Annotated in this window: 15 protein-coding genes and 2 riboswitches; of the genes, 8 read left to right on the top strand and 7 right to left on the bottom strand. The window is 67.6% G+C overall.

What is annotated here, in order from left to right:
- The 6 genes from J5T34_RS14810 to J5T34_RS14835 form a co-directional block, all read left to right on the top strand.
- Nucleotides 1-1,643 (top strand): primosomal protein N' (locus tag J5T34_RS14810; RefSeq protein WP_208580387.1); only part of this gene is annotated, 1,643 nt, incomplete at its 5' end.
- A gap of 242 nt (nucleotides 1,644-1,885) precedes the next feature.
- The gene (gene putA, locus J5T34_RS14815; RefSeq protein ID WP_208580388.1) at nucleotides 1,886-5,872 is read left to right on the top strand and encodes a trifunctional transcriptional regulator/proline dehydrogenase/L-glutamate gamma-semialdehyde dehydrogenase; all 3,987 of its coding nucleotides are present in this window, start codon (nucleotides 1,886-1,888) and stop codon (nucleotides 5,870-5,872) included.
- Nucleotides 5,873-6,030: 158 nt separating this feature from the next.
- Nucleotides 6,031-7,182 (top strand): branched-chain amino acid ABC transporter substrate-binding protein, encoded by a 1,152-nt coding sequence (locus J5T34_RS14820; RefSeq protein WP_208580389.1) that lies wholly within the window; start codon nucleotides 6,031-6,033, stop codon nucleotides 7,180-7,182.
- 228 nt (nucleotides 7,183-7,410) lie between these two features.
- Nucleotides 7,411-9,339, top strand: a complete 1,929-nt coding sequence (locus tag J5T34_RS14825) for a tetratricopeptide repeat protein (protein WP_208580390.1) — start codon at nucleotides 7,411-7,413, stop codon at nucleotides 9,337-9,339.
- Between the two features lie 101 nt (nucleotides 9,340-9,440).
- Nucleotides 9,441-10,664, top strand: coding sequence for a cation:proton antiporter (locus J5T34_RS14830; RefSeq protein ID WP_174105983.1), 1,224 nt, complete (start codon nucleotides 9,441-9,443; stop codon nucleotides 10,662-10,664).
- Complete coding sequence (locus J5T34_RS14835; RefSeq protein WP_208580391.1) at nucleotides 10,664-11,779, top strand: YbdK family carboxylate-amine ligase; 1,116 nt, start codon at nucleotides 10,664-10,666, stop codon at nucleotides 11,777-11,779. Before J5T34_RS14830 ends, J5T34_RS14835 begins: the two co-directional genes overlap by 1 nt.
- Before the next feature lie 54 nt (nucleotides 11,780-11,833).
- Here the strand turns inward: J5T34_RS14835 and J5T34_RS14840 are convergent, their stop codons facing one another.
- The 7 genes from J5T34_RS14840 to gcvT all read right to left on the bottom strand — a co-directional run bounded on the left by J5T34_RS14840 (nucleotide 11,834) and on the right by gcvT (nucleotide 20,408).
- On the bottom strand, nucleotides 11,834-12,574 hold the full coding sequence (locus J5T34_RS14840) for an MBL fold metallo-hydrolase (RefSeq protein ID WP_208580392.1): 741 nt from the start codon (nucleotides 12,572-12,574) through the stop codon (nucleotides 11,834-11,836).
- A 33-nt stretch (nucleotides 12,575-12,607) separates the two neighbouring features.
- Complete coding sequence (locus J5T34_RS14845; protein WP_208580393.1) at nucleotides 12,608-13,576, bottom strand: Rpn family recombination-promoting nuclease/putative transposase; 969 nt, start codon at nucleotides 13,574-13,576, stop codon at nucleotides 12,608-12,610.
- A gap of 122 nt (nucleotides 13,577-13,698) precedes the next feature.
- On the bottom strand, nucleotides 13,699-15,075 hold the full coding sequence (locus J5T34_RS14850; protein WP_208580394.1) for an L-serine ammonia-lyase: 1,377 nt from the start codon (nucleotides 15,073-15,075) through the stop codon (nucleotides 13,699-13,701).
- A 57-nt stretch (nucleotides 15,076-15,132) separates the two neighbouring features.
- Complete coding sequence (locus J5T34_RS14855) at nucleotides 15,133-15,666, bottom strand: DUF421 domain-containing protein (protein ID WP_149317494.1); 534 nt, start codon at nucleotides 15,664-15,666, stop codon at nucleotides 15,133-15,135.
- A 119-nt stretch (nucleotides 15,667-15,785) separates the two neighbouring features.
- Nucleotides 15,786-18,704 (bottom strand): aminomethyl-transferring glycine dehydrogenase, encoded by a 2,919-nt coding sequence (gene gcvP, locus J5T34_RS14860; RefSeq protein WP_208580395.1) that lies wholly within the window; start codon nucleotides 18,702-18,704, stop codon nucleotides 15,786-15,788.
- A 76-nt stretch (nucleotides 18,705-18,780) separates the two neighbouring features.
- On the bottom strand, nucleotides 18,781-19,161 hold the full coding sequence (gene gcvH / locus J5T34_RS14865) for a glycine cleavage system protein GcvH (RefSeq protein ID WP_208580396.1): 381 nt from the start codon (nucleotides 19,159-19,161) through the stop codon (nucleotides 18,781-18,783).
- Between the two features lie 119 nt (nucleotides 19,162-19,280).
- Nucleotides 19,281-20,408, bottom strand: coding sequence for a glycine cleavage system aminomethyltransferase GcvT (gene gcvT / locus J5T34_RS14870; RefSeq protein ID WP_208580397.1), 1,128 nt, complete (start codon nucleotides 20,406-20,408; stop codon nucleotides 19,281-19,283).
- 100 nt (nucleotides 20,409-20,508) lie between these two features.
- A riboswitch (glycine riboswitch) is annotated at nucleotides 20,509-20,655 on the bottom strand.
- Nucleotides 20,656-20,676: 21 nt separating this feature from the next.
- Nucleotides 20,677-20,787: riboswitch (glycine riboswitch) on the bottom strand.
- A 238-nt stretch (nucleotides 20,788-21,025) separates the two neighbouring features.
- Between gcvT and J5T34_RS14875 the strand changes: the two genes are divergently transcribed.
- On the top strand, nucleotides 21,026-23,110 hold the full coding sequence (locus tag J5T34_RS14875) for a UvrD-helicase domain-containing protein (RefSeq protein WP_208580398.1): 2,085 nt from the start codon (nucleotides 21,026-21,028) through the stop codon (nucleotides 23,108-23,110).
- 119 nt (nucleotides 23,111-23,229) lie between these two features.
- Nucleotides 23,230-24,765, top strand: a complete 1,536-nt coding sequence (gene hemN / locus J5T34_RS14880) for an oxygen-independent coproporphyrinogen III oxidase (RefSeq protein ID WP_208580399.1) — start codon at nucleotides 23,230-23,232, stop codon at nucleotides 24,763-24,765.
- Nucleotides 24,766-24,835: the final 70 nt, after the last annotated feature.

Raw genomic sequence — 24,835 nt, forward strand, 5'->3', positions numbered from 1 at the left:
CGCCCATCCCCGCCCTGCATCCCGAACAGCGCGAGGCGGTCGACGCCATCGCCGCCGCCAGCGGCTTCGCGCCGTTCCTGCTGCACGGCGTGACCGGCAGCGGCAAGACCGAGGTCTATCTGCACGCCATCGCGGCCGCGCTGGCCCGCGACCCGGCCGCGCAGGTCCTGATGCTGGTGCCCGAAATCAATCTGACGCCGCAGCTGCAGGCGCGCATCGCGGCGCGCTTTCCGGCGGCGCCCCTGGCCGTCCTGCACAGCGGCATGGCCGATCAGGAGCGCACGCTGCACTGGCTGGCCGCACACCGCGGGGAAGCGCGCATCGTGCTGGGCACGCGGATGGCGGTGATGGCGTCGCTGCCGACGCTGGCGCTGATCGTGGTCGACGAGGAGCACGACACCTCGTACAAGCAGCAGGAGGGGCTGCGCTATTCGGCGCGCGATCTGGCGGTCTGGCGTGCCAAGCAGCTCGGCATTCCGGTGGTGCTGGGTTCGGCCACGCCGTCGATGGAGTCCTGGTGGCGCGCCGAGCAGGGCGCCTATCGCAAGCTGGTGCTGCGCGAACGCGCCCAGGCGGACGCCGTGCTGCCGACCGTGCGGCTGATCGACCTGAACCACGAGCGACAGCGCCAGCGGCCGCTTTACGAGGGCCTGTCGGCGCCGCTGCTGCAGGCGATCGAGGCACGCCTGGCCCGCGGCGAGCAGAGCCTGCTGTTCCTCAACCGGCGCGGCTACTCGCCGGTGATCGCCTGCGACAGCTGCGGCTGGCTGTCCGGCTGTCCGCGCTGTTCCGCCTACCTGGTGCTGCATCGCCCCGAGCGTTGCCTGCGCTGCCATCACTGCGGGCTCGAGGCCCGTGTCCCGCACCACTGCCCGGACTGCGGCAACGTCGATATCGCGCCGCTGGGCCGCGGCACGCAGCGGATCGAGGAGGCGCTGGCCGCGCGCTTCCCGCAGGCGCGGATCGCACGGATCGACGCCGATTCGACCCGCCGCAAGGGCAGTGCGCAGGCGATGTTCGACGAGGTCCACGCCGGCCAGGTCGACATCCTGGTCGGCACCCAGATGATCGCCAAGGGCCACGACTTCCAGCGGGTGACGCTGGTCGGCATCGTTCATCCCGACGCGGCGATGTTCAGCCACGATTTCCGCGCGGCCGAGCATCTGTTCGCGTCGCTGATGCAGGTGTCGGGCCGTGCCGGCCGCGCGGGTCTGGCCGGCGAGGTGCTGATCCAGACCCGATATCCCGATGCGCCCGCCCTGCAGGCGCTGGTACGCCACGACTACGACGGCTTCGCCGCCACGCAGCTGCGGGAACGGCGGCAGGCCGGGCTTCCGCCGTTCGTCCACCAGGTGCTGGTGACGGCCGAGCATGGACAGCTGCAGCGCGCGCTGGACTTCCTGCATGCCGCCCGCGAGCGCGCCGACGGCGTGGCGTTGGCCGCCGAGGTGCAACTGCACGACCCCGTGCCGATGTCGATGGTTCGCGTGGCCAACCGCGAGCGCGCGCAGATGCTGGTCGAGAGCGCCTCCCGCATGGTGCTGCAACGCTTTGTCGGAGAGTGGACGCAAACTTTCGGCGAGGTAGGGGCAACGGTCAAAGGGGTGCGCTGGCAGCTGGAGATCGACCCGCTGCGGATCTGACGGCCGGACACCGAAGCGCTGGAAACGGGGGACGGCGCACTCGCATGGTGCAACCGAGCCGCGCCGCTGAACCTTGATGTGGTTGCACTAGTGGGGTAGTGGGTTATACCAAGTTGCACCTCGGCTTTCTTCGGGGGTATGATCGCGCCAATTTGCGTCACATCGCGCGGCTTCCGCAACGACCGCCCGACCCCATTCAGGGTCATCCCGGCGGCAACCGCGTTCCTCGGAGATCTCCTCGCATGGCCACCACCACCCTCGGCGTCAAGCTCGACGACGCCGCCCGCGACCGCCTCAAGCGCGTTGCCCAGTCGATCGACCGCACGCCGCACTGGCTGATCAAGCAGGCGATCTTCTCCTACCTGGAGCAGATCGAGCGCGGACAGGCGCCGCATGAGACCAACGGCAGTGGCCAGCCCGAGACCGACGGCGCCGACACCCTCGACGCCGTTGCCGGCGAGGGCGCACCCCAGCCCTTCCTCGAATTCGCCCAGAGCATCCAGCCGCAGTCGGTGCTGCGTGCCGCCATCACCTCGGCCTATCGCCGGCCCGAGACCGAATGCGTACCGATGCTGCTCGAGCAGGCGCGCTTGCCGCAGCAGCAGGCCGATGCCGCGCTGGCGATGGCCAGGAAGCTGGCGCTGAACCTGCGCCAGCAGAAGGTCGGCAGCGGCCGCGAAGGGCTGGTGCAGGGCCTGATCCAGGAGTTCTCGCTGTCGTCGCAGGAAGGCGTGGCGCTGATGTGCCTGGCCGAGGCGCTGCTGCGCATTCCTGACAAGGCCACCCGCGACGCGCTGATCCGCGACAAGATCAGCGGCGCCAACTGGCAGTCGCACCTGGGCCAGAGCCCGTCGCTGTTCGTCAACGCGGCGACCTGGGGTCTGCTGGTCACCGGCAAGCTGGTGTCGACCCACAACGAGGCGGGCCTGACCCGCGCGCTGACCCGCATCATCGGCAAGGGCGGCGAGCCGCTGATCCGCAAGGGCGTCGACATGGCGATGCGGCTGATGGGCGAGCAGTTCGTCACCGGCGAGACCATTTCCGAAGCGCTGGCCAACGCGCGCAAGTACGAGGCCCAGGGCTTCCGCTATTCGTACGACATGCTGGGCGAGGCGGCGATGACCGAGGCCGACGCGCAGCGCTATCTGGCCTCCTACGAGCAGGCCATCCATGCGATCGGCCAGGCCTCGCGCGGCCGCGGCATCTACGAAGGCCCGGGCATCTCGATCAAGCTGTCGGCGCTGCATCCGCGCTACAGCCGCGCCCAGCACGAGCGTGTGCTCGGCGAGCTGTACGGCCGGCTCAAGTCTCTGACGCTGCTGGCACGCCAGTATGACATCGGCATCAATATCGATGCCGAGGAGGCCGACCGCCTGGAAATCTCGCTGGACCTGCTGGAGCGGCTCTGCTTCGAGCCCGAACTGGCCGGCTGGAACGGCATCGGCTTCGTCGTGCAGGGCTACCAGAAGCGCTGCCCGTTCGTGATCGACTACCTGATCGATCTGGCCCGCCGCAGCCGTCACCGCCTGATGATCCGGCTGGTCAAGGGCGCCTATTGGGACACGGAAATCAAGCGCGCCCAGGTCGACGGGCTGGAGGGCTATCCGGTCTACACGCGCAAGGTCTACACCGATGTGTCGTACCTCGCCTGCGCGCGCAAGCTGCTGTCGGTGCCCGACGCGATCTATCCGCAGTTCGCCACCCACAACGCGCATACGCTGGCCGCGATCTACCAGATCGCCGGCCATAGCTATTACCCCGGCCAGTACGAATTCCAGTGCCTGCACGGCATGGGCGAGCCGCTGTACGACCAGGTCGTCGGCCCGGTCGCCGACGGCAAGCTGAACCGGCCGTGCCGGATCTACGCGCCGGTCGGCACGCACGAGACGCTGCTGGCCTATCTGGTGCGGCGCCTGCTGGAGAACGGCGCCAACACCTCGTTCGTCAACCGCATTGCCGACGAGACCATCTCGCTGGACGAGCTGGTCGCCGACCCGGTCGCGCAGGTCGAACGGATGCACAGGGAAGAAGGCACGCTGGGCCTGCCGCATCCGCGCATTCCGATGCCGCGCGGCCTGTATGGCAAGGCCCGCGCCAATTCGGCGGGTCTGGACCTGTCCAACGAACATCGGCTGGCCTCGTTGTCGTCGGCGCTGCTGCACGGCGCCACCGAACGGCTGAGCGCCGAGCCGATGCTGGGCGTCGACGCAGTCGGCGGCGGTGAAACGATGCCGGTGCTCAATCCCTCGGACCATCGCGATGTGGTCGGCCAGGTCACCGAGGCCAGCGCCGCCGATGTCGAGGCCGCGCTGCAGGCGGCCGTCAATGCCGCGCCGATCTGGCAGGCGACGCCGCCCGAGGTCCGCGCCGCCGCGCTGGAACGTGCCGCCGACCTGATGGAAGCGCAGATGCAGGCGCTGATGGGCGTGATCATGCGCGAGGCCGGCAAGACGTTCTCCAACGCCATCGCCGAGGTGCGCGAAGCGGTCGACTTCCTGCGCTATTACGCGGTGCAGGTGCGGGAGCATTTCTCCAACGACACGCACCGTCCGCTCGGTCCGGTGGTCTGCATCAGCCCGTGGAACTTCCCGCTGGCAATCTTCACCGGGCAGGTCGCCGCGGCGCTGGCCGCCGGCAACACGGTGCTGGCCAAGCCGGCGGAGCAGACGCCCCTGATCGCGGCGCAGGCCGTGCGCCTGTTGCGCGAGGCCGGCGTGCCGGCCGGTGCGGTGCAGCTGCTGCCGGGCCGCGGCGAGACCGTCGGCGCGGCGCTGGTCGGCGATGCCCGCGTCAAGGGCGTGATGTTCACCGGTTCGACCGAGGTCGCGCGCTTGCTGCAGCGTAACCTGGCCGGCCGCCTCGATGCCGCCGGGCGCCCGGTGCCGCTGATCGCCGAGACCGGCGGCCAGAACGCGATGATCGTCGATTCGTCGGCGCTGGCCGAGCAGGTGGTCGCCGATGTCGTGACCTCGGCCTTCGATTCGGCCGGCCAGCGCTGCTCCGCGCTGCGCGTGCTGTGCCTGCAGGAGGATGTGGCCGACCGCGTGCTGGAGATGCTCAAGGGGGCGATGGCCGAGCTGACCATGGCCAATCCGGATCGCCTGTCGACCGACGTCGGCCCGGTGATCGATGAAGAAGCGCGCGCCGGCATCGTCAAGCATATCGAGGCGATGCGCGCCAAGGGCCGCCGCGTGCATCAGACCGATGCCAACGCCGCGCAGTCGGCGGCGTGCCGCCATGGCACCTTCGTGCCGCCGACGCTGATCGAACTGAACCACATCGGCGAGCTGCAGCGCGAGGTATTCGGCCCGGTGCTGCACGTGGTGCGCTACCAGCGTTCGCGCCTGGATGCCTTGCTCGACCAGATCAATGCCACCGGCTACGGCCTGACCATGGGCGTGCACACCCGCATCGACGAAACGATCGAACACATCGTGTCGCGCGCGCATGTCGGCAACCTCTACGTCAACCGCAATATCGTCGGCGCGGTGGTCGGCGTGCAGCCGTTCGGCGGCGAGGGCCTGTCGGGCACCGGTCCGAAGGCCGGCGGCCCGCTCTATCTGCACCGGCTGCTGTCGACCTGCCCGCAGGACGCCTTCGTCGCGGTGGCCCGTGCCGCGGCGGCGGCCGACGCGCCGGCCGCCGAGCCGCGTGCGGCATTGCGTCCCGAGGCCCAGGCCGCGTTCGACGCCTGCCGCCAGTGGGCAGGGACCGCTGCCGCCATGCCGGAGCTGGCCCAGCAGTGCGAGCGCTTTGCCGCTGCCTCGACCTCGGGCATGACGGTGACGCTGCCGGGCCCGACCGGCGAGCGCAATACCTATACGCTGCTGCCGCGCGATACGGTGCTGTGCCTGGCCCCGAACGAGGCCGATCTGGCCACGCAACTGGCGGCCGTGCTGGCGGTCGGCGCCGGCGTGTTGTGGCCGGACGTCGAACCCGCGCGCACGCTGTATGCGCGCCTGCCGAAGGCAGTACAATCGCGCGTCCGCCTGGTCGCAGACTGGACCGCGGCCGACGTGGCCTTCGATGCGGTGCTGCATCACGGCGATTCGGATCAGTTGCGTGCGGTGTGCGAGCAGGTCGCCCAGCGCCCGGGCCCGATCGTCGGCGTGCAGGGGCTGGGCCACGGCGACACCGGCATCGCGCTGGAGCGCCTGTTGATGGAGCGCTCGCTGTCGGTCAATACGGCAGCGGCGGGCGGCAACGCGAGCCTGATGACGATCGGCTGACCGCCTCGGCGGTCGGACGCTCCGGTGGTCGTTTGACGGGCGCAGGTGCGGCGGCGATCCCGCCCTCGCTGCGCCACCAAGAAGGCGTGGCCCGCGCAGCGGGCCGAACGCTTCCAAGAGTGCAGTGAACTGGCCTACAGGCTACCCAAGGAGAAAGGATGAACTCGACTTTCCACAAGACGGCGCTGACCGTCGCACTGACGATCGCCGGCCTGACCGCGGCGTCCGCCGCCTTCGCGCAGGCGCAGGAGATCAAGCTCGGCTTTGCCGCGCCGATGACCGGCGGGCAGGCGCAGTACGGCAAGGACATGCAGAACGGCGTGGTGCTGGCGATCGAGCAGATGAACGCCACCAAGCCGAAGATCGGCGGCAAGGAAGTCAAGTTCGTGCTGCTGTCGGAAGACGACCAGGCCGATCCGAAGACCGGCTCGGTGGTGGCGCAGAAGCTCGTCGACAACGGCATCCAGGGCATGCTCGGCCATTTCAACTCGGGCACCAGCATCCCGGCGTCGATGGTCTACAACCGCGCCGGCATCGCGCAGATCGCGATGGCGACCGCGCCGGAGTACACCCGTCAGGGCTTCAAGACTACCTTCCGCATGATGACCTCCGACACCCAGCAGGGTTCGGTGCTCGGCAACTACGTGGTCAAGAAGCTCGGCGCGAAGAACATCGCCATCGTCGATGACCGTACCGCCTACGGCCAGGGCCTGGCCGACGAGTTCGAGAAGGCCGCCAAGGCCGCCGGCGGCAAGATCGTGCGCCGCGAGTACACCAACGACAAGGCGGTGGACTTCAAGGCCGTGCTGACCAATATCAAGCGCAGCAACCCGGACATCATCTTCTTCGGCGGCGCCGAGACGCAGTCCGCGCCGATGGCCAAGCAGATCAAGGAACTGGGCCTGAAGGCGCCGCTGGTGTCGGGCGAGATGTCCAAGACCGACAACTTCCTGAAGCTGGCCGGTCCGGCCGCCGAAGGCACGGTGGTGTCGCTCGCCGGCCTGCCGCTGGAGCAGATGCCGGGCGGCGCCAAGTATGCGCAGGACTACGAAAAGCGTTTCAAGGGCAAGGTTCAGACCTACTCGCCGTACGCCTACGACGGCGCGACCGCGCTGATGACGGCGATGGTCAAGGCGGGCTCGGCCGATCCGGCGCGCTATCTGCCGGTGCTGGCCGCCACCAACATGCCGGGCGTCACCACCAAGACGCTGGCCTACGACGCGCGCGGCGATCTGAAAGACGGCGGCATCACCGTCTACAAGGTCGTCGGCGGCAAGTGGACCGTGCTGGAAACGCTGGGCGGCAAGTAAGCCCGGGGTCCCGCTACCACGCATCGCGGCACGTCATTCCCGCCCGAGCGGGGCGACGATTGTTGTCGGCAGACTCACGCCACCCTCGCGGTGGCGTTTTCTTTGGGCGCCATGCTCGCCCGGGACCGCATCCACGGCCTTGCCTCGCGCGTGGCGCATAATCGCGGTCTTGCCCTTTTCCGGCTATCCCAGTTGTCCCTCTTTGCCCATCACCCTGAAGGAGTACCCGTGTCCGCGCAGCCAGTCAGCTACGACCACGCCATCGAGCTCGCCACGCAGGAGCGCTACGACGAAGCGCTGGCGGTGATCGACGCGTTGGCGCGCCAGCGGCCCGAGGTCGTCGATTACGAGGCGCTGCGCGCCCGGCTGCTGTTCGACAAGGGCGAGCCCGAGCAGGCACTGGCCGCGCTCGACGCGGCGCTCGCCCGCCTGCCCGAACTGTCGCTGCACCCGGCGCACCGCTGGGCCTCGCGCGGCGTGCTGGCGCATCGCTACGGCATGCTGCTGATGAACCAGCAGCGTTTCGCCGAGGCGCTGCCGTGGCTGCAGGAGGCCGCGCGGCGCAACGGCCTGGCCACCGGCGAATGGAGCGCGCAGCTGCATGCGGGGCTCGCGCACTACCGGCTCGGCCAGTTCGCCGAGGCCGGCCGCTATTGGTACGACCTGCTGTATCGCGCGCCGGACCTGGGCGCGCACGACATCCTGAGCCTGGCCGCCGCCCATGTGCAGGGCGCCGAGGCCGACGGCCAGCGCGCCGAACCGATGTTGCGGCTGTGCCTGGCCCGCATCGGGCTGGACAATGCCGATCTGCTCGAGATGAGCGAGGAGCAGGGCGATGCGCTGGCCGCGCAGCAGGCGCAGACGGTGCTGGCCGAGAACCCGGACCACCCGCACGCGCGGCGCATCCTTGCGCCGCTGCGTCTGCGCGCCGGCGATCTGGCCGGTGCGCGCGAGGATCTGGCGGTCTATCAGCGCCAGGTCCCCGACCCCAAGGCGCAGGTACGCGAGCTCGAGTGGCGCCATCAGGGCGGCGAGGCCGAACCCTGGCGCGATTTCGTGCTGACCGAGGCCGCCACCGACGCACATGGCTATTACCTGGCCGGACTGGCGCTGGCGGACTTCATCGAGCGCGTGCCCGCGTCGGCGGACGCGCTGCGGCCGCAGCTGCTGCGGGCGTGGCAAACGGGCCTGGCGCGCTTCGAACAGTATTTCGCCACCGGCGAGGGCGGCTACGACGATGCCGATCCGCATAGTTATTCGCTGCTGTGCGATCGTCTGGCGCGCCGCCTCGACCTCGACGATCCGGCGCAGCGCGACGAACGCATCGCGCTGCATGAGAAGGGAATCGCGGTCAGCGATTTCATCGAGCACTGGCTCGACCTGCTGGCCTGCCACGACGCCGCCGGAGGCCATCAGCGCGTGGTCGAGATCGCCGGCGAGGTGTTGAACCGCTATCCGCTCGATCGCCATGCGGGCCACGTGACCTGGGTGTTCAGCCGGTTGATCCATGCCTGGAAGGCGATCGGCGGCACCGAGGCGATCGCCGCGGCGCGGGCCGCGATCGCCCATATGGAGGCGCGGCTCGATGCGCTGCCGGTCGAGGAGCGCAGCGAGGCGGCGTTGTCGATGGCGCATGCGCGCACGCATTTCGCCACGCTGCTGGCGAACGCGGCCGGCTCGATGGAAGCGCGCGAGCGCGCGTTGGCGCTGGACGAGATCGAGGCGCTGCAGGCGCGCGCGGTGGTGGTCGAGGATGCCTGGGTCTACGACGCCTTCGGCCGCATCTGGCGCGGCCTGGCCGACAACGAGCGCGCCTTGCCTCTGTTCGAGCGCGCCATCGCGCTGACCGAGGGCGATGCCGAGGACCAGGCCGCGGCGCGCCTGCAGCGCGGACTGATCCGGCTCGACGCGCAGCAGTACGTCGAGGCGTTGACGGACTTCCATGCCGCTTTCGCGGTGCGCGACGATTGGGAGGCCGATGTCCATCTGCACGCGGCGCAGGCCGCGCTGGGCCTCGCCCGGCGCGAGGAAGCACGCGCGCTGTTTCTGCAGGCGCGTGCCCGCGGAGCCGCGCAAGGCCGTACGCGCGCGTTGTACGCGAAGGTCGAAAACGCACTGAAGGCGACGCGGCCGGCCTGGAAACTGTGGGGCGTGTAATCGAGAAAGACGCGATCAGATAGAACGTCCGCAGAAACCTCAGCAAAACTCGTGCCTTGTCGGACAAACCCGGACATGGGTTCAAAGGCCCTTCCGTTAGGATGTCACCCATGAATGGATTGAGCCAACTTTTTCCGACCTGGCCGCTCGCACCCAGCGGGCTGTTCTGGGTCGGCCTTGCGCTGGTAGGCGCGGGCCTTGCCGGCGAAGTCTGCCGGATGTATCTGAGATTGCCGCGTATCGTCGGCTATGCCGCCACCGGTCTGCTGGCCGGCACGCTGGGCCGGCCCATCGTCGACCAGACGATGATCGCGCAGACCCGCATCCTGATCGACATGGCGCTGGCGCTGGCCCTGTTCGAACTGGGCCATCGCCTGTCGCTGGTCTGGCTGCGGGCCAACCGCTGGTTGTTGTTTACCAGTGCCTCCGAGAGTCTGCTGACCTGGGGGCTCGTCACCGCGGCGCTGCAATGGATCGGCATGAGCCCGACCGTGGCCATTCTGGCCGGCGGCATCGCGGTCAGCACGTCGCCATCGATCGTGCTGCAGTTGAAGAACGAGCTGCGCGCCGAGGGCCAGGTCACCGAACGGCTGATGGCGATGACCGCGCTCAACAGCATGTATGCCGCGGTGATCGTGCAGCTGGCCACCGGCTGGCTGCACTCGGAATACGGCAATCTGGGCGCGGCGCTGCTGCATCCGCTTTACCTGCTGGTCGGCTCCTGCCTGGTGGCATGGCTGGTCGGCAAGTTGAGCCAGGCGGTCTATGCGCGGATGCCGGCCGACGATCAATACAGCTTTCTGGTGCTGGTCGGCATCGTGCTGTTCACGCTGGCGCTGACGCGGCTGCTGAAGCTGTCGATGCCGCTGACGCTGCTGCTGGCCGGGGTCGTGTTCAAGCATCAGGACAACCAGCCGCGCGTGTGGCCGGCGCACTTCGGCAGCGCGGGTACGCTGCTGATCATCGTGATGGTGGTGTCGCTGGGGCTGCCGCTGACCGTGCGCGACTGGTCGATCGCCGGCGTCGCCGCGATCGTGCTGGTGCTGCTGCGGCATCTGGCCAAGCTCGGCGGCGTGGTGTCGCTGGGTTCGTTTTCGGGTCTGAGCGTCAGGCAGTGCGTGGCACTTGGCGTGGCGCTCGGGCCGATGTCGGGTCTGGCCTACCTGCTGATGAGCGATGTGGCGCGGCTCTATCCCGAGACAGGGGAAATGCTCAATGCGATCGTGCTGTGCGCGCTGGCGATCGAGCAGATCGCGGCGCCGGTGCTGGCCGCGTGGGCACTTCGCTATGCCGGCGAGGTCAGAGGCAATGGAGGAGGGCGCTGATGTCACTCGAACCGTTCAAGCAATCCGAGGCGCTGACCTTCGGCGTCGAGCTGGAAATGCAGCTGGTCAATCGCCATGACTACGATCTGGCGCCCTTTGCTCCCGATCTGCTGCGGCTGCTGAAGGGCGCCCAGCATGCCGGCGATATCAAGCCGGAGATCAGTCCGTCGATGATCGAGATCAGCACCGGGATCTGCCACGACTATGCGCAGGCGCTGTCCGAGCTGACTACGATGCGCGACCTGATGGTCGAGGCCTCGCGCTCGCTGAACCTCGGCATCTGCGGCGGCGGCACGCACCCGTTCCAGCAGTGGGCCGACCGTACGATCTCCGATTCGCCGCGCTACCAGTACATCTCAGAACTGTATGGCTACCTGGCCAAGCAGTTCACCGTGTTCGGCCAGCACGTGCATATCGGCTGCCCCACCGCCGACGATTCGCTGTTCCTGCTGCATGCGATCGGCCGCTATGTGCCGCACTTCATCGCGCTGGCCGCGTCGTCGCCATATGTACAGGGCGTCGATACCGGCTTTGCCTCGGCGCGCCTGAATTCGGTAGCGGCCTTCCCGATGAGCGGCCGCGCGCCCTTCATGCTGACCTGGGACGCCTTCACCGCGTACTTCGAGAAGATGCGCAAGACGGGCGTGATCGAGAGCATGAAGGACTTCTATTGGGATATCCGGCCCAAGCCCGAATTCGGCACCATCGAAGTCCGCGTCATGGACACGCCGCTGACGGTCGCGCGCGCCTGCGATATCGCCGCCTATATCCAGGCGCTGGCGCGTTATCTGCTGCTGTCGCGTCCGTTCGTGCCGCAAGAGGACGATTACCTGGTCTACACCTTCAACCGCTTCCAGGCCTGCCGCTTCGGACTCGACGGCGAGTACGTGCATCCGAACGAATTGACGCGGATGCCGATCGCCGACCATATCCTGTCGATCTGCGACGTGCTGGTGCCGCATGCGGAAGCGTTGGGTTCGCTGGAGGCACTGGCCAACATCCGCATGCTGGCCGCGAGCCGCAGGGGCGACGCCGAATGGGCGCGCCAGGTCGATGCCGATACGCGCAGCCTGCGCGAGGCGGTGCGGCAGAGCTGCGACCGCTGGGCAGGCTGAGAGTCGCCGCGCCCGCACCGCGAACCTCGAACCGCGCATCCCAAGGCTCGGCGGTCAGATCCCGTGCGGGATGTTGTCGCCGTCGCCTAGGCCGAGCCGCTGGTTGGCCGGCACGGCGACCGCGATCAGTTTGGGCGGCGGCAGATTCAGGCCCTTCATCATCGCGATGAACTCGTCGCGCGAACGACCGCAGATTCGGCTGTTGTTGGCGCGCTCGTGACCGATCGTCGAATGCGTGCGGCCCTTGTAGTCGTGCGCCGGGTAGACCAGCGTGTCGTCGGGCAATGTGAAGAGCTTGCGCGTCAGGCTGTCGTATAGCGTTCCCGCGTCGCCAGACTGAAAGTCCGTGCGTCCGCAGCCGTCGATCAGCAGCGCATCGCCGGTAAAGACGCGACGCACCACCCCGCCGTCCGGCTGCGGCTCTTCCCACAGATAGCTCATGCTGCCGGCGGTATGCCCGGGCGTATGGATGGCGCGCAGCGTCTGCGTGCCGAATGCGATGGTGTCACCGTCGATCAACTGCTTCTGCGCCGGCCGAATATCGCAGCCCGACGGCGCCGCGGTATGCGCACCGGTACGTTGCGCGAGATGGCCGGCCGAGGTGATGTGGTCGGCGTGCGCATGCGTCTCGATGATCCAGGCGAGGCGCACCCCGGTCTGCTGCACCAGCGCCAGATCGCGTTCGAGCTGGCGGTCTACCGGATCGATCAGCACGGCGTCACGCGTGGCTGCGTCGATCAGCAGATAGGTGTAGGTGCTGGACTCGGGGTCGAACAGTTGATGGAAGGTTTGCATCTGCGGGAATACGAACGGTGAGCCGCCTGGCGCTCAGTCTTCGAATACGTCGGCGAGGTGTTGGGCGCTGAGCAGCCGCTCTCCCCAGGCCTGCAGCTGTTCGGGTGAGGCCTGGTTCAGCCGCGTTTCTACCTCGGTGGGCAGAGGGCCGAAGCGTTTGGCAAGCAGGTTTTGGAAGAACAGGGCTTGACCCTGCCGCAGCCCTTCCTTCCTGCCTTCCTGCCGGCCTTCCATCAAACCTTCCCGTTTGTAGTTTGCCTTCCACTGCGCAATATTCGTCGACAGCGACATTTCCGCCTCCATCAGGTTGTGTACATCCGTGAAATTCAAACCGGCATGGCGATGCCGTGAGCCTACATCCTTCAGCCAACGTACGATAGTGTTCGACAGGACAGGGTTACCAGCGACGCGTTGTCTGAGCCAATGGACCGTATCGAGCAGCGTTTCCTCGCTCGTCGCGTTTTCGAAGCGGAACACGGCGGCGACCAGATTGTCGAGCCTGGCGAGTGCTTCGTCGGAGTACCGACTACTGTCTATCAGCAGATACTCGCAGCGCGGCTGGTAGCGCGAGAGTTCGTCTGGCAGGCGCGGTGACAAGTCGGCGATGTCCGTCGTGGCCGTCCACTTGCCCTCGCCGTTGTAGATCACGATGGGCAGTACCGGAGGCAGGCGTCCACCGTCGAGCATATTCTGCCCACGGATCAGCTCGAGATCGAGGCACGTGACGTAATTCATCATGCGAATCGCCATATAGCGATCGACGGTGCTCTGAAATTCGATCAGCAGATAGAGATAGACCCACTCACCCCCGGCCCGGATGCGCCATACCATGTCGCTCGCATGTTGGCGAAAATTGTCGGTGACGTAGGCGCCGGATCTCCGTTCGAGGGTGTCGAAGTCCAGGGAACGAACCCAGTCGCTCGGCACAAAATCGCGCAGCAGATCTCGGACAAGTTCTGGCGTGGAGAACAGCGTCTTGTAGCAGGCATCGTGGCTCGGCATGGCTTGGGCATCGCAGTTGCGGTGCCGAGAGAATGCCGCGCCAAAGAGCCGCGGGATTCCACAAAAGTGCGTGCTACTTTAGTGTTCGAACGTCAGCACGCCGAACCTCAGCATGCCGAACCTCAGCACTCGACGATATTGACCGCCAGTCCGCCGCGCGCCGTTTCCTTGTATTTGGTCTTCATGTCGGCGCCGGTCTCGCGCATCGTCTTGATGACCGAGTCGAGCGAGACATAGTGGTTGCCGTCGCCGCGCAGCGCCATGCGCGCCGCGTTGACCGCCTTGACCGAGGCCATCGCATTGCGCTCGATGCAGGGAATCTGCACCAGCCCGCCGACCGGATCGCAGGTCAGGCCGAGGTTGTGTTCCATGCCGATCTCGGCCGCATTCTCGACCTGTTCGGGCGTGCCGCCCAGCACCGCCGCCAGCGCGCCGGCCGCCATCGAGCACGCTACGCCGACTTCGCCCTGGCAGCCGACCTCTGCGCCGGAGATCGACGCGTTCAGCTTGTACAGCAGTCCGATCGCGCCGGCCGTCAGCAGGAAATCGATCACGCCGCGTTCGTTGGCGCCGGGCACGAAACGATCGTAGTAATGCAGCACGGCCGGAATGATGCCCGCGGCGCCGTTGGTGGGGGCAGTGACCACGCGTCCGCCGGCGGCATTCTCCTCGTTGACCGCCATCGCATAGAGGTTGACCCAATCCATCACCGACAGCGGATCGGACAGCGTGCGTTCGGCACGCACGGTCAGATTGCGGTACAGCTCGGGCGCGCGCCGCTTGACCTTGAACGGGCCCGGCAGCTCGCCGTCGGTACGGCAGCCGCGGGCGACGCAGGCCTGCATCACCTGCCAGATATGCAGCAGTCCCGCACGCACGTCCGCTTCGCTGCGCCAGGTGCACTCGTTCTCCAGCATCAGCTGGGCGATCGATTTGCCGCTGCTGCTCGCCATGTCGAGCAGCGCGCGGCCGCTGCGGAACGGATGCGGCAGCTGCCGGTCGGCTTCGAGCACCTGCGTATTGGCCGCGCCCGCGGTCACGACGAAGCCGCCGCCGACCGACAGATAGCGCCCTTCGCGCAGCGACGTACCGGCGGCATCGAAGGCATGGAACTTCATGCCGTTCGGATGTTCGGCCAGCGCTTCGCGCCGATAGAAGGCGATATGTTCCTTCTCGACGAAGGGAATCGGATGCTTGCCGAGCAGCGCCAGCGTGCGCGAGGCGCGCAGCTCGGCCAGCCTGGCGTCGATGCTGTCCGGGTCGATGGTGTCGGGCGCCTCGCCGAGCAGGCCGAGAATCACGCCCTTGTCGGTGCCGTGCCCCTTGCCGGTCGCGCCGAGCGAGCCGTACAGCTCGACCCGCACGCTGGCCACCTGCGGCAGCAGGCCGTCGCGCTCGAGCCCATGCGCAAACATGCCGGCCGCCCGCATCGGTCCTACCGTATGCGAGCTCGACGGCCCGATGCCGACCTTGAACAGGTCAAATACGCTGACAGCCACGTTGCTCTCCTATCGTTTGCCGGCTCCCGCCGCGGCATTCGACCGACGCGAGACGGGTCAGACCGGCCGATCGTCCTCGGGGCGTTCCCACAACGAAACCCCGGGGCCGGGCGGTTCTTCCGGCAGTTCCTTGCGCTTGAGCACGCTGATGGCGCCGTCGTTTTCCAGGATGGCGATATAGACGTCGTCCAGACTCGCGCAGCCCTCGCGCCGCAATACCTTCATCAGGTCGTCGCTGGTCAGCCGCGCGCCATGCATGACCTTGTCGATCACCTTGCCGTGGCGGATCAGCAGTTGAGGATGGCCCTCGACCGCGTACTCGAACTTGCGGCTGCGCCAGCTGAGCCAGCTGACCAGCACGTTGATGCCGATCAGCGTCGCGGCGAGGATCAGTCCCGCGGATACCGACTTGTCATCGCCGACCATGGCGTTCTGCACGCCCTCGGACAGGATCAGCAGCAGGATCAGATCGAACGGTGTCATCTGTCCGATCTGCCGCTTGCCGCCCAGCCGCATCATGATCAGCAGGGCGAAATAGACGATCAGCCCTCGGACGATAAATTCCCACCACGGCGCGCTCATCTCCCACATCGACAGTCTCCTTACCGATGATGGTCCGGCCCGAAGGCCGGACCCAGACAGGCCGCACGCCTTCCGGCGTGCGCGCGGCAACGGGCCGCCGTCAGGGATGCTGCAGGAAGCGTGCCCGCTTATTCTTCGTACGCGCTCATCGGCACGCACGCGCAGAACAGGTTGCGATCGCCGTAGACGTTGTCGGCCCGGCCGACCGGCGGCCAGTACTTCTGCGTCCGCAGCGAGGCGACCGGATAGGCGGCTTCCTCACGCGTGTACTTGTGGTTCCACTCGTTGGCGGTAATGACCGCCGCGGTGTGCGGCGCGTTCTTCAGCGGGTTGTCCTCGCGGTCGAAGCTGCCGTCCTCGACGCGTGCGATTTCCTTGCGGATCGCGATCATCGCGTCGATGAAGCGATCGAGCTCGTGCAGCGCCTCGCTCTCGGTCGGCTCGATCATCAGCGTGCCCGGCACCGGGAAGCTCATGGTCGGCGCGTGGAAGCCATAGTCCATCAGACGCTTGGCGACATCCTCGTTGCTGATGCCGGTCGCCTTCTGGATCGGGCGCAGATCGAGAATGCACTCGTGTGCGATATGGCCATTGCCGCCGGTGTACAGCACCGGGTAATAGTCCGACAGCCGCTTGGCGACATAGTTGGCCGCGAGGATGGCGTTCTCGGTCGCCGCGGTCAGGCCGCGCGCGCCCATCATCGCGATATACATCCACGAGATCGGCAGGATGCTGGCCGAGCCGTAGGGCGCCGCCGAGATCGCGCCGATGCCGTCGTCGGCGCGACGATAGCCGCTGCTGGTGTGGTTCGGCAGGAACGGCGCCAGGTGCGCGCCGACCGCGACCGGACCGACGCCCGGGCCGCCGCCGCCGTGCGGAATGCAGAAGGTCTTGTGCAGGTTCAGGTGCGACACGTCGCCGCCGAACTGTCCCGGCGCCGCGGTGCCGACCATCGCGTTCATGTTGGCGCCATCGACATAGACCTGGCCGCCATGGCTGTGCACGATCTCGCAGATGCGCTGCACGCCTTCCTCGAACACGCCGTGCGTGGACGGGTAGGTGATCATGATCGCCGCCAGGTTTTTACTGTGCTGCGCGGCCTTCTTCTCCAGATCGGCCAGGTCGACGTTGCCGTCCTCGTCGCAAGCCACCACCACCACCTGCATGCCGGCCATCTGCGCCGAGGCGGGGTTGGTGCCGTGCGCCGACGACGGGATCAGGCAGATGTTGCGATGGCTCTCGCCGCGACTCGCGTGGTAGGCGTGGATGATCTGCAGGCCCGCGTACTCGCCCTGCGAGCCGGCGTTCGGCTGCAGGCTGACCGCGGCGTAGCCGGTGGCCGCGCACAGCATCGCCTCGAGCTGGCCGATCATCTCGCGGTAGCCGACGGTCTGGTCGTCCGGCGCAAACGGATGGATGCTCGAGAACTCGGGCCAGGTGACCGGAATCATCTCGCTGGTCGCGTTGAGCTTCATCGTGCAGGAGCCCAGCGGAATCATCGTGCGGTCGAGCGCCAGGTCCTTGTCGGCCAGCATGCGCAGGTAGCGCAGCATCTCGTGCTCGGCATGGTGCGTGTTGAACACGGGATGCGTCAGGTACGCGCTCTGGCGCGACAGTTCGGCCGGATAGCCGTCAGCGGCCGCAGCTTCGATCGCGTCGAAGGCCGGCACCGGCTTGCCCTGCGCGAAGACCTCCCACAGCGCGACCACATCGTCGCGGGTGGTGGTCTCGTCCAGCGAGATGCCGACGTGCGCGGCACCGGCGCGGCGCAGGTTGATGCGGCGTGCGGCGGCCGCGGCATGGATCGCCTCGGTGGCGGCGCCGGTCTCGATCGTCAGCGTGTCGAAGAAGCTGGCGTTGGTACGCGCGTAGCCCAGCGCCTGCAGGCCGCCGGCCAGCGTCGCGGTCAGGCGATGCACGCGCTGCGCGATCCGCTTCAGGCCCTGCGGTCCGTGGTAGACCGCGTACATCGACGCCATGACCGCCAGCAGCACCTGCGCGGTACAGATATTCGAGGTCGCCTTTTCGCGGCGGATATGCTGCTCGCGCGTCTGCAGCGCGAGCCGGTAGGCCGGGTTGCCCTGCGCGTCGACGGTGACGCCGACCAGGCGGCCCGGCATCGAACGCTTGTAGGCATCCTTGACGGCCATATAGCCGGCGTGCGGGCCGCCGAAGCCGAGCGGCACGCCGAAGCGCTGCGAGTTGCCGACGGCCACGTCGGCGCCCCATTCGCCCGGCGCGCTCAAGAGCGTCAGCGCCAGCAGGTCCGCCGCCGCGACCACCAGGCCGCCGGCGGCGTGGACCGCATCGGCGATCGCGCGGTAGTCCGCCACGTCGCCGTTGACGCCCGGGTATTGCAGCAGCACGCCGAACGCATGCGCCTGCGCCGCGTCGGCGGCGGGGCCCACCTTGACCTCGATGCCGAGCGGCAGCGCGCGCGTGCGCACCACTTCGATGGTCTGCGGCAGCACGTCGTCGGCCACGTAGAACGTATTCGACGCGTGCTTGTTCACGCGTTGCAGCAGCGTCATCGCCTCGGCCGCGGCCGTGCCTTCGTCAAGCATCGATGCATTGGCGATGTCGAGGCCGGTCAGGTCGGTGACCATCTGCTGGAAGTTCAGCATCGCTTCCAGGCGGCCTTGCGAAATCTCCGGCTGGTACGGCGTATAGGCGGTGTACCAGGCGGGGTTCTCGAAGATATTGCGCAGGATCACGCCCGGCGTCAGCGTGTTGTAGTAGCCCTGGCCGATGAAGCTCTTGAACACCTTGTTCTTGCCGGCGATGCCGCGCAGCTTGGCCAGCGCGGCTTCCTCGGTCAGCGGCTCGGTGAATTCGCCCAGCGGCATGCCGTCGCGGCGCCGGATTGCTGCCGGGATGATGGCGTCCATCAGCGCGGCGCGGCTGTCGTAGCCGAGCACCTTCAGCATGTGCTGCTGTTCGGCGGCGTCGGGACCGATATGGCGGTGGGAAAAGGCGTCGCGAGCTTCGAGTTCGGCCAGCGAAGGGCGAGCGGATTGAGCGGCGTTCATGGGCAGGGGAGCGTTCATGGCAAGTGACTCGGAGAGGCGGGCCGGAGCATGGTGGTCAGCCATGGCCCCCGGCGCCGCGGGCGGTGCGGCGGGCTCAGGCGCCGACGCTGGCCTTGTAGGCGTCGGCCGTCATCAGGCCGTTGACGTCGTCGCCGTTGGCCGGCTTGATCTTGAACAGCCAGGCATCGAAGGCGTTGGCGTTGACGCTCTCGGGCGCGTCCTTGACGGCGTCGTTGATGGCGACCACTTCGCCGGCCACCGGCGCGTAGATGTCCGACGCGGCCTTGACCGACTCGACCACGGCCAGCGCATCGCCGGCGCCGACCGTCTTGCCGACCTCGGGCAGTTCGAGGAAGACGATGTCGCCGAGCGCATCCTGCGCGTGATCGGTGATGCCGATCGTCAGCGTGCCGTCGGTTTCGACGCGCACCCATTCGTGCGACTCGGTGTACTTCAGGTCAGCGGGGAAATTCATCGAGATTCTCCAATTTCAGATTCTTGTGTCGCGCCGCCGCGTGCCATCGGGATCGAAGGGGGCCGCGGGGCGCAGGGTGACCGGGGTGGACGATGTCCGAAGCGAGCCGTCAGCTTCTGTCAGCTCACGAGTGCCTTGCCATTGCGCACAAACGGCAGTTTAACCACAGTCGCAGTCAGTTTGCGGTCGCGGATCAGCACCTGGACGTCGCTGCCGAGCGCCACATCCTTGGGCAGGCGCGCGAAGGCGATCGATTGGGACAGCGTCGGGCTGAAGGTGCCCGAGGTGATCTCGCCCTCGCCGGCGGCAGTCAGCACGGTCTGGTGCGCACGCAGCACGCCGCCCTTGTCCCGCAGGATCAAGCCGGCGAACTGCTGGCGCTGGCCGTTGGCCACCAGCGCGGCCTTGCCGACGAAATCGCGCTCGCTCTGCAGATCGACGGTCCAGGCCAGGCCCGCGTCGAGCGGCGAGGTATGGATGTCCATGTCCTGGCCGTACAGGTTCATGCCGGCTTCCAGGCGCAGCGTGTCGCGCGCGCCAAGACCGGCGGGGCGCACGCCCGCGGCATGCAGTTTTTCCCAGACCGCGGCGACGTTCTCCGCCGGCACCACCAGCTCGAAGCCGTCCTCGCCGGTGTAGCCGGTGCGCGCGACCATGATTTCGCCGATCGCGGCATCCTCGACCACCATCGCGTTGAAGGGCTTGAGCGCTTCGCTCGGCTGGGTGGACGGGAAGGCGCTCCAGACCTTGGCGCGCGCGTTCGGGCCCTGCACGGCGATGATCGCCAGCGGCGCGGCGCCATCGGCGGCGTTATCGGTACGGCGCGGCGTGATGGTGACGTTGGCGCCGGTGTCGGCATTGCGCTGGCGGATCCAGTCGATATCGCCGGTGGCGGTGCTGGCGTTGACCACCAGGCGGAAGCGGTCCTCGGCGAAGAAGTAGACGATCAGGTCGTCGATCACGCCGCCGTTCGGGTCGAGCATGCAGGAATACAGCGCCTTGCCCGGGGTCTGCAGCTTGTCGACGTTGTTGGCGAGCAGTTCGCGCAGGAAGGCGCGGGTATTGGGTCCGGCGAGATCGACGACGCACATGTGCGAGACGTCGAACATGCCCGCATCGCTGCGCACCGCGTGGTGTTCCTCGATCTGCGAGCCGTAATTGACCGGCATGTCCCATCCGCCGAAATCGACCATGCGGGCGCCGAGGGCGCGGTGGATGGCGTTGAGGGGCGTGGCCTGGAGCGTCATGGATTCCTCGGAGCGTGGCATCGTTCGGTCCGGCGCGCGCGGCGCGCCAAACAAAAAAAGGGTCATCCGTCGCGCGGCTCGATACGAACCGTCGCGACGGATGACCCCCTCTGTCCTCGATACCTGAGAGATTACGGCCGGCCCTGCTGTCCCTGTCGGACCCGCTGGCCACGCCGTGCGCCCCTTCGGTGGACACGCTCATCATTCAAACGATGAATGGCGGGTGTCGCTCTCCAGAGTTCGGCATACATCGTGTGCATGCTGCATGCCGATCCGCCCGGTCCATGGTGCCTGAGAGTTTTCGGGTGATTCCCCTTCGGCGGCGCGAATGAAAAGCACGTTGCACTAAGCAAGTCGCGCGCTCTCCCGGACGGATGGCGCGACTCTAACCGCAGGCTCGGCGGCTGTCAACGCGAGAGCGGCGCCCCGGAGGCGACCGTCCCAGCGTCGACGGCGAGGGCCGGCCGCCGTGTTAACATCGCCCGCTTCGACCCGTTCGGCCCTTCCGCGGCGCTTCCGCAGTTCGGCAGTTGGCCCGCACGGATCGCACCCTTGGCCCGCATCCCTCGCGATGCCGGCGCTGCCTCCCGCTGTACCCGACTTCCGATCCCCGACCGATGACCCACGGACTGAACGCCGCCCAATCCGAAGCCGTCCGCTATCTGGACGGCCCCTGCCTGGTGCTCGCCGGCGCGGGCTCGGGCAAGACCCGGGTGATCACGCAGAAGATCGCGCATCTGATCGAGGACAAGGGCTTCGAGCCACGCCACATCGCCGCGGTGACCTTTACCAACAAGGCCGCCAAGGAGATGCAGGAGCGGATCGCCAAGCTGATGGAGGGCAAGACCCGCGACGGCAAGCGCATCCCGCTGCGCCAGCTGACGGTCTGTACCTTCCACTCGCTGGGCGTGCAGATCCTGCGCGCCGAGGCCGAGCACCTCGGCCTGAAGCCGCAGTTCTCGATCATGGACGCCGACGACTGCTTCGGCCTGATCCAGGAACAGCTGGCGACCACCGACAAGAAGCTGATCCGCAGCGTGCAAAGCACGATCTCGCTGTGGAAGAACGGCATGGTCGACCCCGATACCGCGATCGCCGAGGCCACCGATGCCGACCAGCACCAGGCCGCACTGATCTACCGCAACTACGTCGCCACGCTGGCCGCCTACCAGGCGGTCGACTTCGACGACCTGATTCGCCTGCCTGCCGAGCTGTTCGCGCGCGACGAAACCGTACGGCTCAAGTGGCAGAACCGGCTGCGCTACTTCCTGGTCGACGAATACCAGGACACCAACGCCTGCCAGTACCAGCTGCTGAAGCTGCTGGCCGGCGGCTCGCATCTGCGCGCGCCGGCCTTCACCGCGGTCGGCGACGACGACCAGGCGATCTACGGCTGGCGCGGCGCCACGCTCGACAATCTGCGCCTGCTGCAGACCGACTTTCCGAACCTGAAGGTCATCAAGCTCGAGCAGAACTACCGCTCCACGGTGCGCATCCTGCAGGCCGCCAACGCGGTGATCGCCAACAACCCCAAGCTGTTCGACAAGACGCTGTGGAGCGAGCACGGCATGGGCGATCCGATCAGCGTGACGCCGATGAACGATGAGGAGCACGAGGCCGAGTCGGTGGTGTTCAGGCTGTCGGCGCACAAGTTCGAGCGGCGCGCGCAATTCCGCGATTACGCGATCCTCTATCGCGGCAACCACCAGGCGCGGCTGTTCGAACAGATCCTGCGCCGCGAGCGGATTCCCTACGTGCTGTCCGGCGGCCAGAGCTTCTTCGACAAGGCCGAAATCAAGGACATCTGCGCCTATCTGCGGCTGATCGCCAACCCGGACGACGATCCCGCCTTCATCCGCGCGGTCACCACGCCGCGGCGCGGCGTCGGCAATACCACGCTGGAGGTGCTCGGCACCTTCGCCGGTCAGGCCAAGGTCTCGCTGTTCGAGGCCGCGATGATGGGCGGCATCGAAGGCAAGCTGCAGCCGCGCCAGCTCGAGCCGCTGCGCACCTTCTGCGAGGCGATGGTGCGGCTGGCCGACCGCGCCGCGCGCGACCCCGCCACCGAGGTGCTCGACGACCTGATGGAAGGCATCCATTACGAGGCCTATCTGTACGACACCTTCGACGAGCGCCAGGCTCAGGCCAAATGGACCAATACGCTGGAGTTCCTGGACTGGCTCAAGCGCAAGGGCACCAAGCCGGAGGCCGCCGAGGGGGAGGCGACCGGCTTTGACACCGCCGACGGCTTCGGCGACGAAGGCAAGAACCTGCTGGAACTGACGCAGACCGTCGCGCTGATGAGCATGCTCGAAGGGCGCGAGGAAGATCCCGACGCGGTGCGGCTGTCGACGCTGCACGCCTCGAAGGGACTGGAATATCCGCACGTGTTCCTGGTCGGGGTGGAAGAGGGCATCCTGCCGCATTGCCGCGAGGACGAGGACCTGAGCGACGAGAAGATCGAGGAGGAGCGGCGCCTGATGTATGTCGGCATCACGCGCGCGCAGCGCAGCCTGCATATCAGCTGGTGCAAGAAACGCAAGCGCGCGCGCGACACTTACTCGTGCCAGCCGTCGCGCTTTATCGCCGAGATGAAGCTGGAGGAAGCTCCGGCGCCGAAGGACGAGACGCCAGCGATGAGTCCGAAGGACCGGCTGGCGGGGCTGAAGGCGCTGCTGGGAACCAAGGCCGCGACCGGCTGAGCCGCTGCGCCGGTTCGGCCTGGCCGCGCGGAAGACGGATGCGCCGGCCATTGATGTCGGTCAAGTCAGGCGTGCGCTCGCCTGGGTAGCATTGAAGCGGATTCCTCAGAAGGCCGCCGATGGCAACGACCGTCCCCCACACAGTTCCCGATTGCGCACCCCATGCCGCCATCCGCCGCGGCGATCTCGCGGACTTCCGCGCGCTCGCCGAACGCATCGACGTCAACGGGCCGCGCTATACCTCGTATCCGACCGCGGACCGCTTCCATGCGGGCTTCGGCGAGGACGCCTATCTGGCCGCACTGGACGATTGCCGGGCAGGCGGCGCCGACGCGCCGCTGTCCCTGTATCTGCATATCCCCTTCTGCGAGAACATCTGCTACTACTGCGGCTGCAACAAGATCATCACGCGCGATCACGGCCGCAGCGCGCGCTACGTCCGCTATCTGGCGCGCGAGATGGCGCTGGTGGCGGCCCGATTGGGCGAGCGGCGGGCCGTGGTGCAATCGCACTGGGGCGGCGGCACGCCCACCTTCCTCCATCCCGCCGAAATGCGGCACGTCATGGCCGCGCTGCACCGGCACTTCGATCTGCAGGCGGATGGCGAGCATTCGATCGAGATCGACCCGCGCCGCGTCGATGACGAACGGATGGCGCTGCTGGCCGAACTCGGCTTCAACCGCGTCAGCCTCGGCGTGCAGGACTTCGATCCCGAGGTCCAGACCGCGATCCACCGCGTGCAGCCGGTGGAGGACACGCGCCGCGTGGTCGACGCTTCCCGTCGGCTGGGCTTCCTGTCGATCAGCATGGACCTGATCTACGGCCTGCCGCACCAGACCGCGGCGCGCTTTGGCGCCACCATCGAGCGGGTGCTGGAGATGCGGCCCGACCGCCTGTCGCTGTACAGCTACGCGCATCTGCCGCACGTGTTCAAGCCGCAGCGGCGCATCGACGAGGCCGCGATGCCGTCGGCCGGCGAGAAACTCGACATCTTGGTCTCGGCGATCGAGCGGCTGACGGCCGCGGGTTATGTCTACATCGGCATGGACCACTTCGCGCTGCCCGACGACGCGCTGGCCCATGCCCAGCGCGAAGGACGGCTGCAGCGCAATTTCCAGGGCTATGCCACGCATGCCGGCCACGACCAGCTCGGCTTCGGCATCTCGGCGATCGGCGCGGTGGCCGGCCGCTACGTGCAGAACGCCCGCACGCTGGACGAGTACTATGGCGCGCTCGATGCGGGCAGGCTGCCCGTGCTGCGCGGCCACGTTTGCGATGACGACGACCGGCTGCGCAAGGAAATCATTGGCGCGCTGATGTGCCATGGCGAACTCGATACCGCCGAGGTAGCGCGGCGGCATGGCATCGACTTCGATGTCGTGTTTGCCGCCGAACGCGCCGAACTGGCGTCGCTGTCGGCGCAGGGACTGGTACGGGTGTCCGCTGGGCGGATCGAGGTCACGGCGCTGGGACGGCTGCTGGTGCGGCGCGTGGCCATGGTGTTCGACCGCTATCTGCGGGATGACCGGACTACGCCGATGGAGCCGGCCTCGGATGGACGTTCGCGAGAGTCAGTCGCGCACCCGCTGCGGCGGATGCCGTCCGGCGCCCGCTCGGGCGCGACGCCAACGGCCCGGTACTCGCGCGTCGTGTAGCGCAGGCAAGCGCCAGATGCAAAAAAAGCCAGCGGCATGCCGCTGGCTTTTTGTTGTCCTGCCGGGGAGG

The organism is Cupriavidus gilardii (assembly GCF_017598945.1).
In the GTDB taxonomy this organism is placed as follows: domain Bacteria; phylum Pseudomonadota; class Gammaproteobacteria; order Burkholderiales; family Burkholderiaceae; genus Cupriavidus; species Cupriavidus gilardii_E.

Bases quoted from the DNA above. Each gene is read 5' to 3' on its own strand.
- putA (WP_208580388.1), top strand. From the start codon at position 1,886: ATGGCCACCACCACCCTCGGCGTCAAGCTCGACGACGCCGCCCGCGAC.
- J5T34_RS14820 (WP_208580389.1), top strand. From the start codon at position 6,031: ATGAACTCGACTTTCCACAAGACGGCGCTGACCGTCGCACTGACGATC.
- J5T34_RS14830 (WP_174105983.1), top strand. From the start codon at position 9,441: ATGTCACCCATGAATGGATTGAGCCAACTTTTTCCGACCTGGCCGCTC.
- J5T34_RS14835 (WP_208580391.1), top strand. From the start codon at position 10,664: ATGTCACTCGAACCGTTCAAGCAATCCGAGGCGCTGACCTTCGGCGTC.
- J5T34_RS14840 (WP_208580392.1), bottom strand. From the start codon at position 12,574: ATGCAAACCTTCCATCAACTGTTCGACCCCGAGTCCAGCACCTACACC.
- J5T34_RS14845 (WP_208580393.1), bottom strand. From the start codon at position 13,576: ATGCCGAGCCACGATGCCTGCTACAAGACGCTGTTCTCCACGCCAGAA.
- J5T34_RS14855 (WP_149317494.1), bottom strand. From the start codon at position 15,666: ATGTGGGAGATGAGCGCGCCGTGGTGGGAATTTATCGTCCGAGGGCTG.
- gcvP (WP_208580395.1), bottom strand. From the start codon at position 18,704: ATGAACGCTCCCCTGCCCATGAACGCCGCTCAATCCGCTCGCCCTTCG.
- gcvH (WP_208580396.1), bottom strand. From the start codon at position 19,161: ATGAATTTCCCCGCTGACCTGAAGTACACCGAGTCGCACGAATGGGTG.
- gcvT (WP_208580397.1), bottom strand. From the start codon at position 20,408: ATGACGCTCCAGGCCACGCCCCTCAACGCCATCCACCGCGCCCTCGGC.
- J5T34_RS14875 (WP_208580398.1), top strand. From the start codon at position 21,026: ATGACCCACGGACTGAACGCCGCCCAATCCGAAGCCGTCCGCTATCTG.
- hemN (WP_208580399.1), top strand. From the start codon at position 23,230: ATGGCAACGACCGTCCCCCACACAGTTCCCGATTGCGCACCCCATGCC.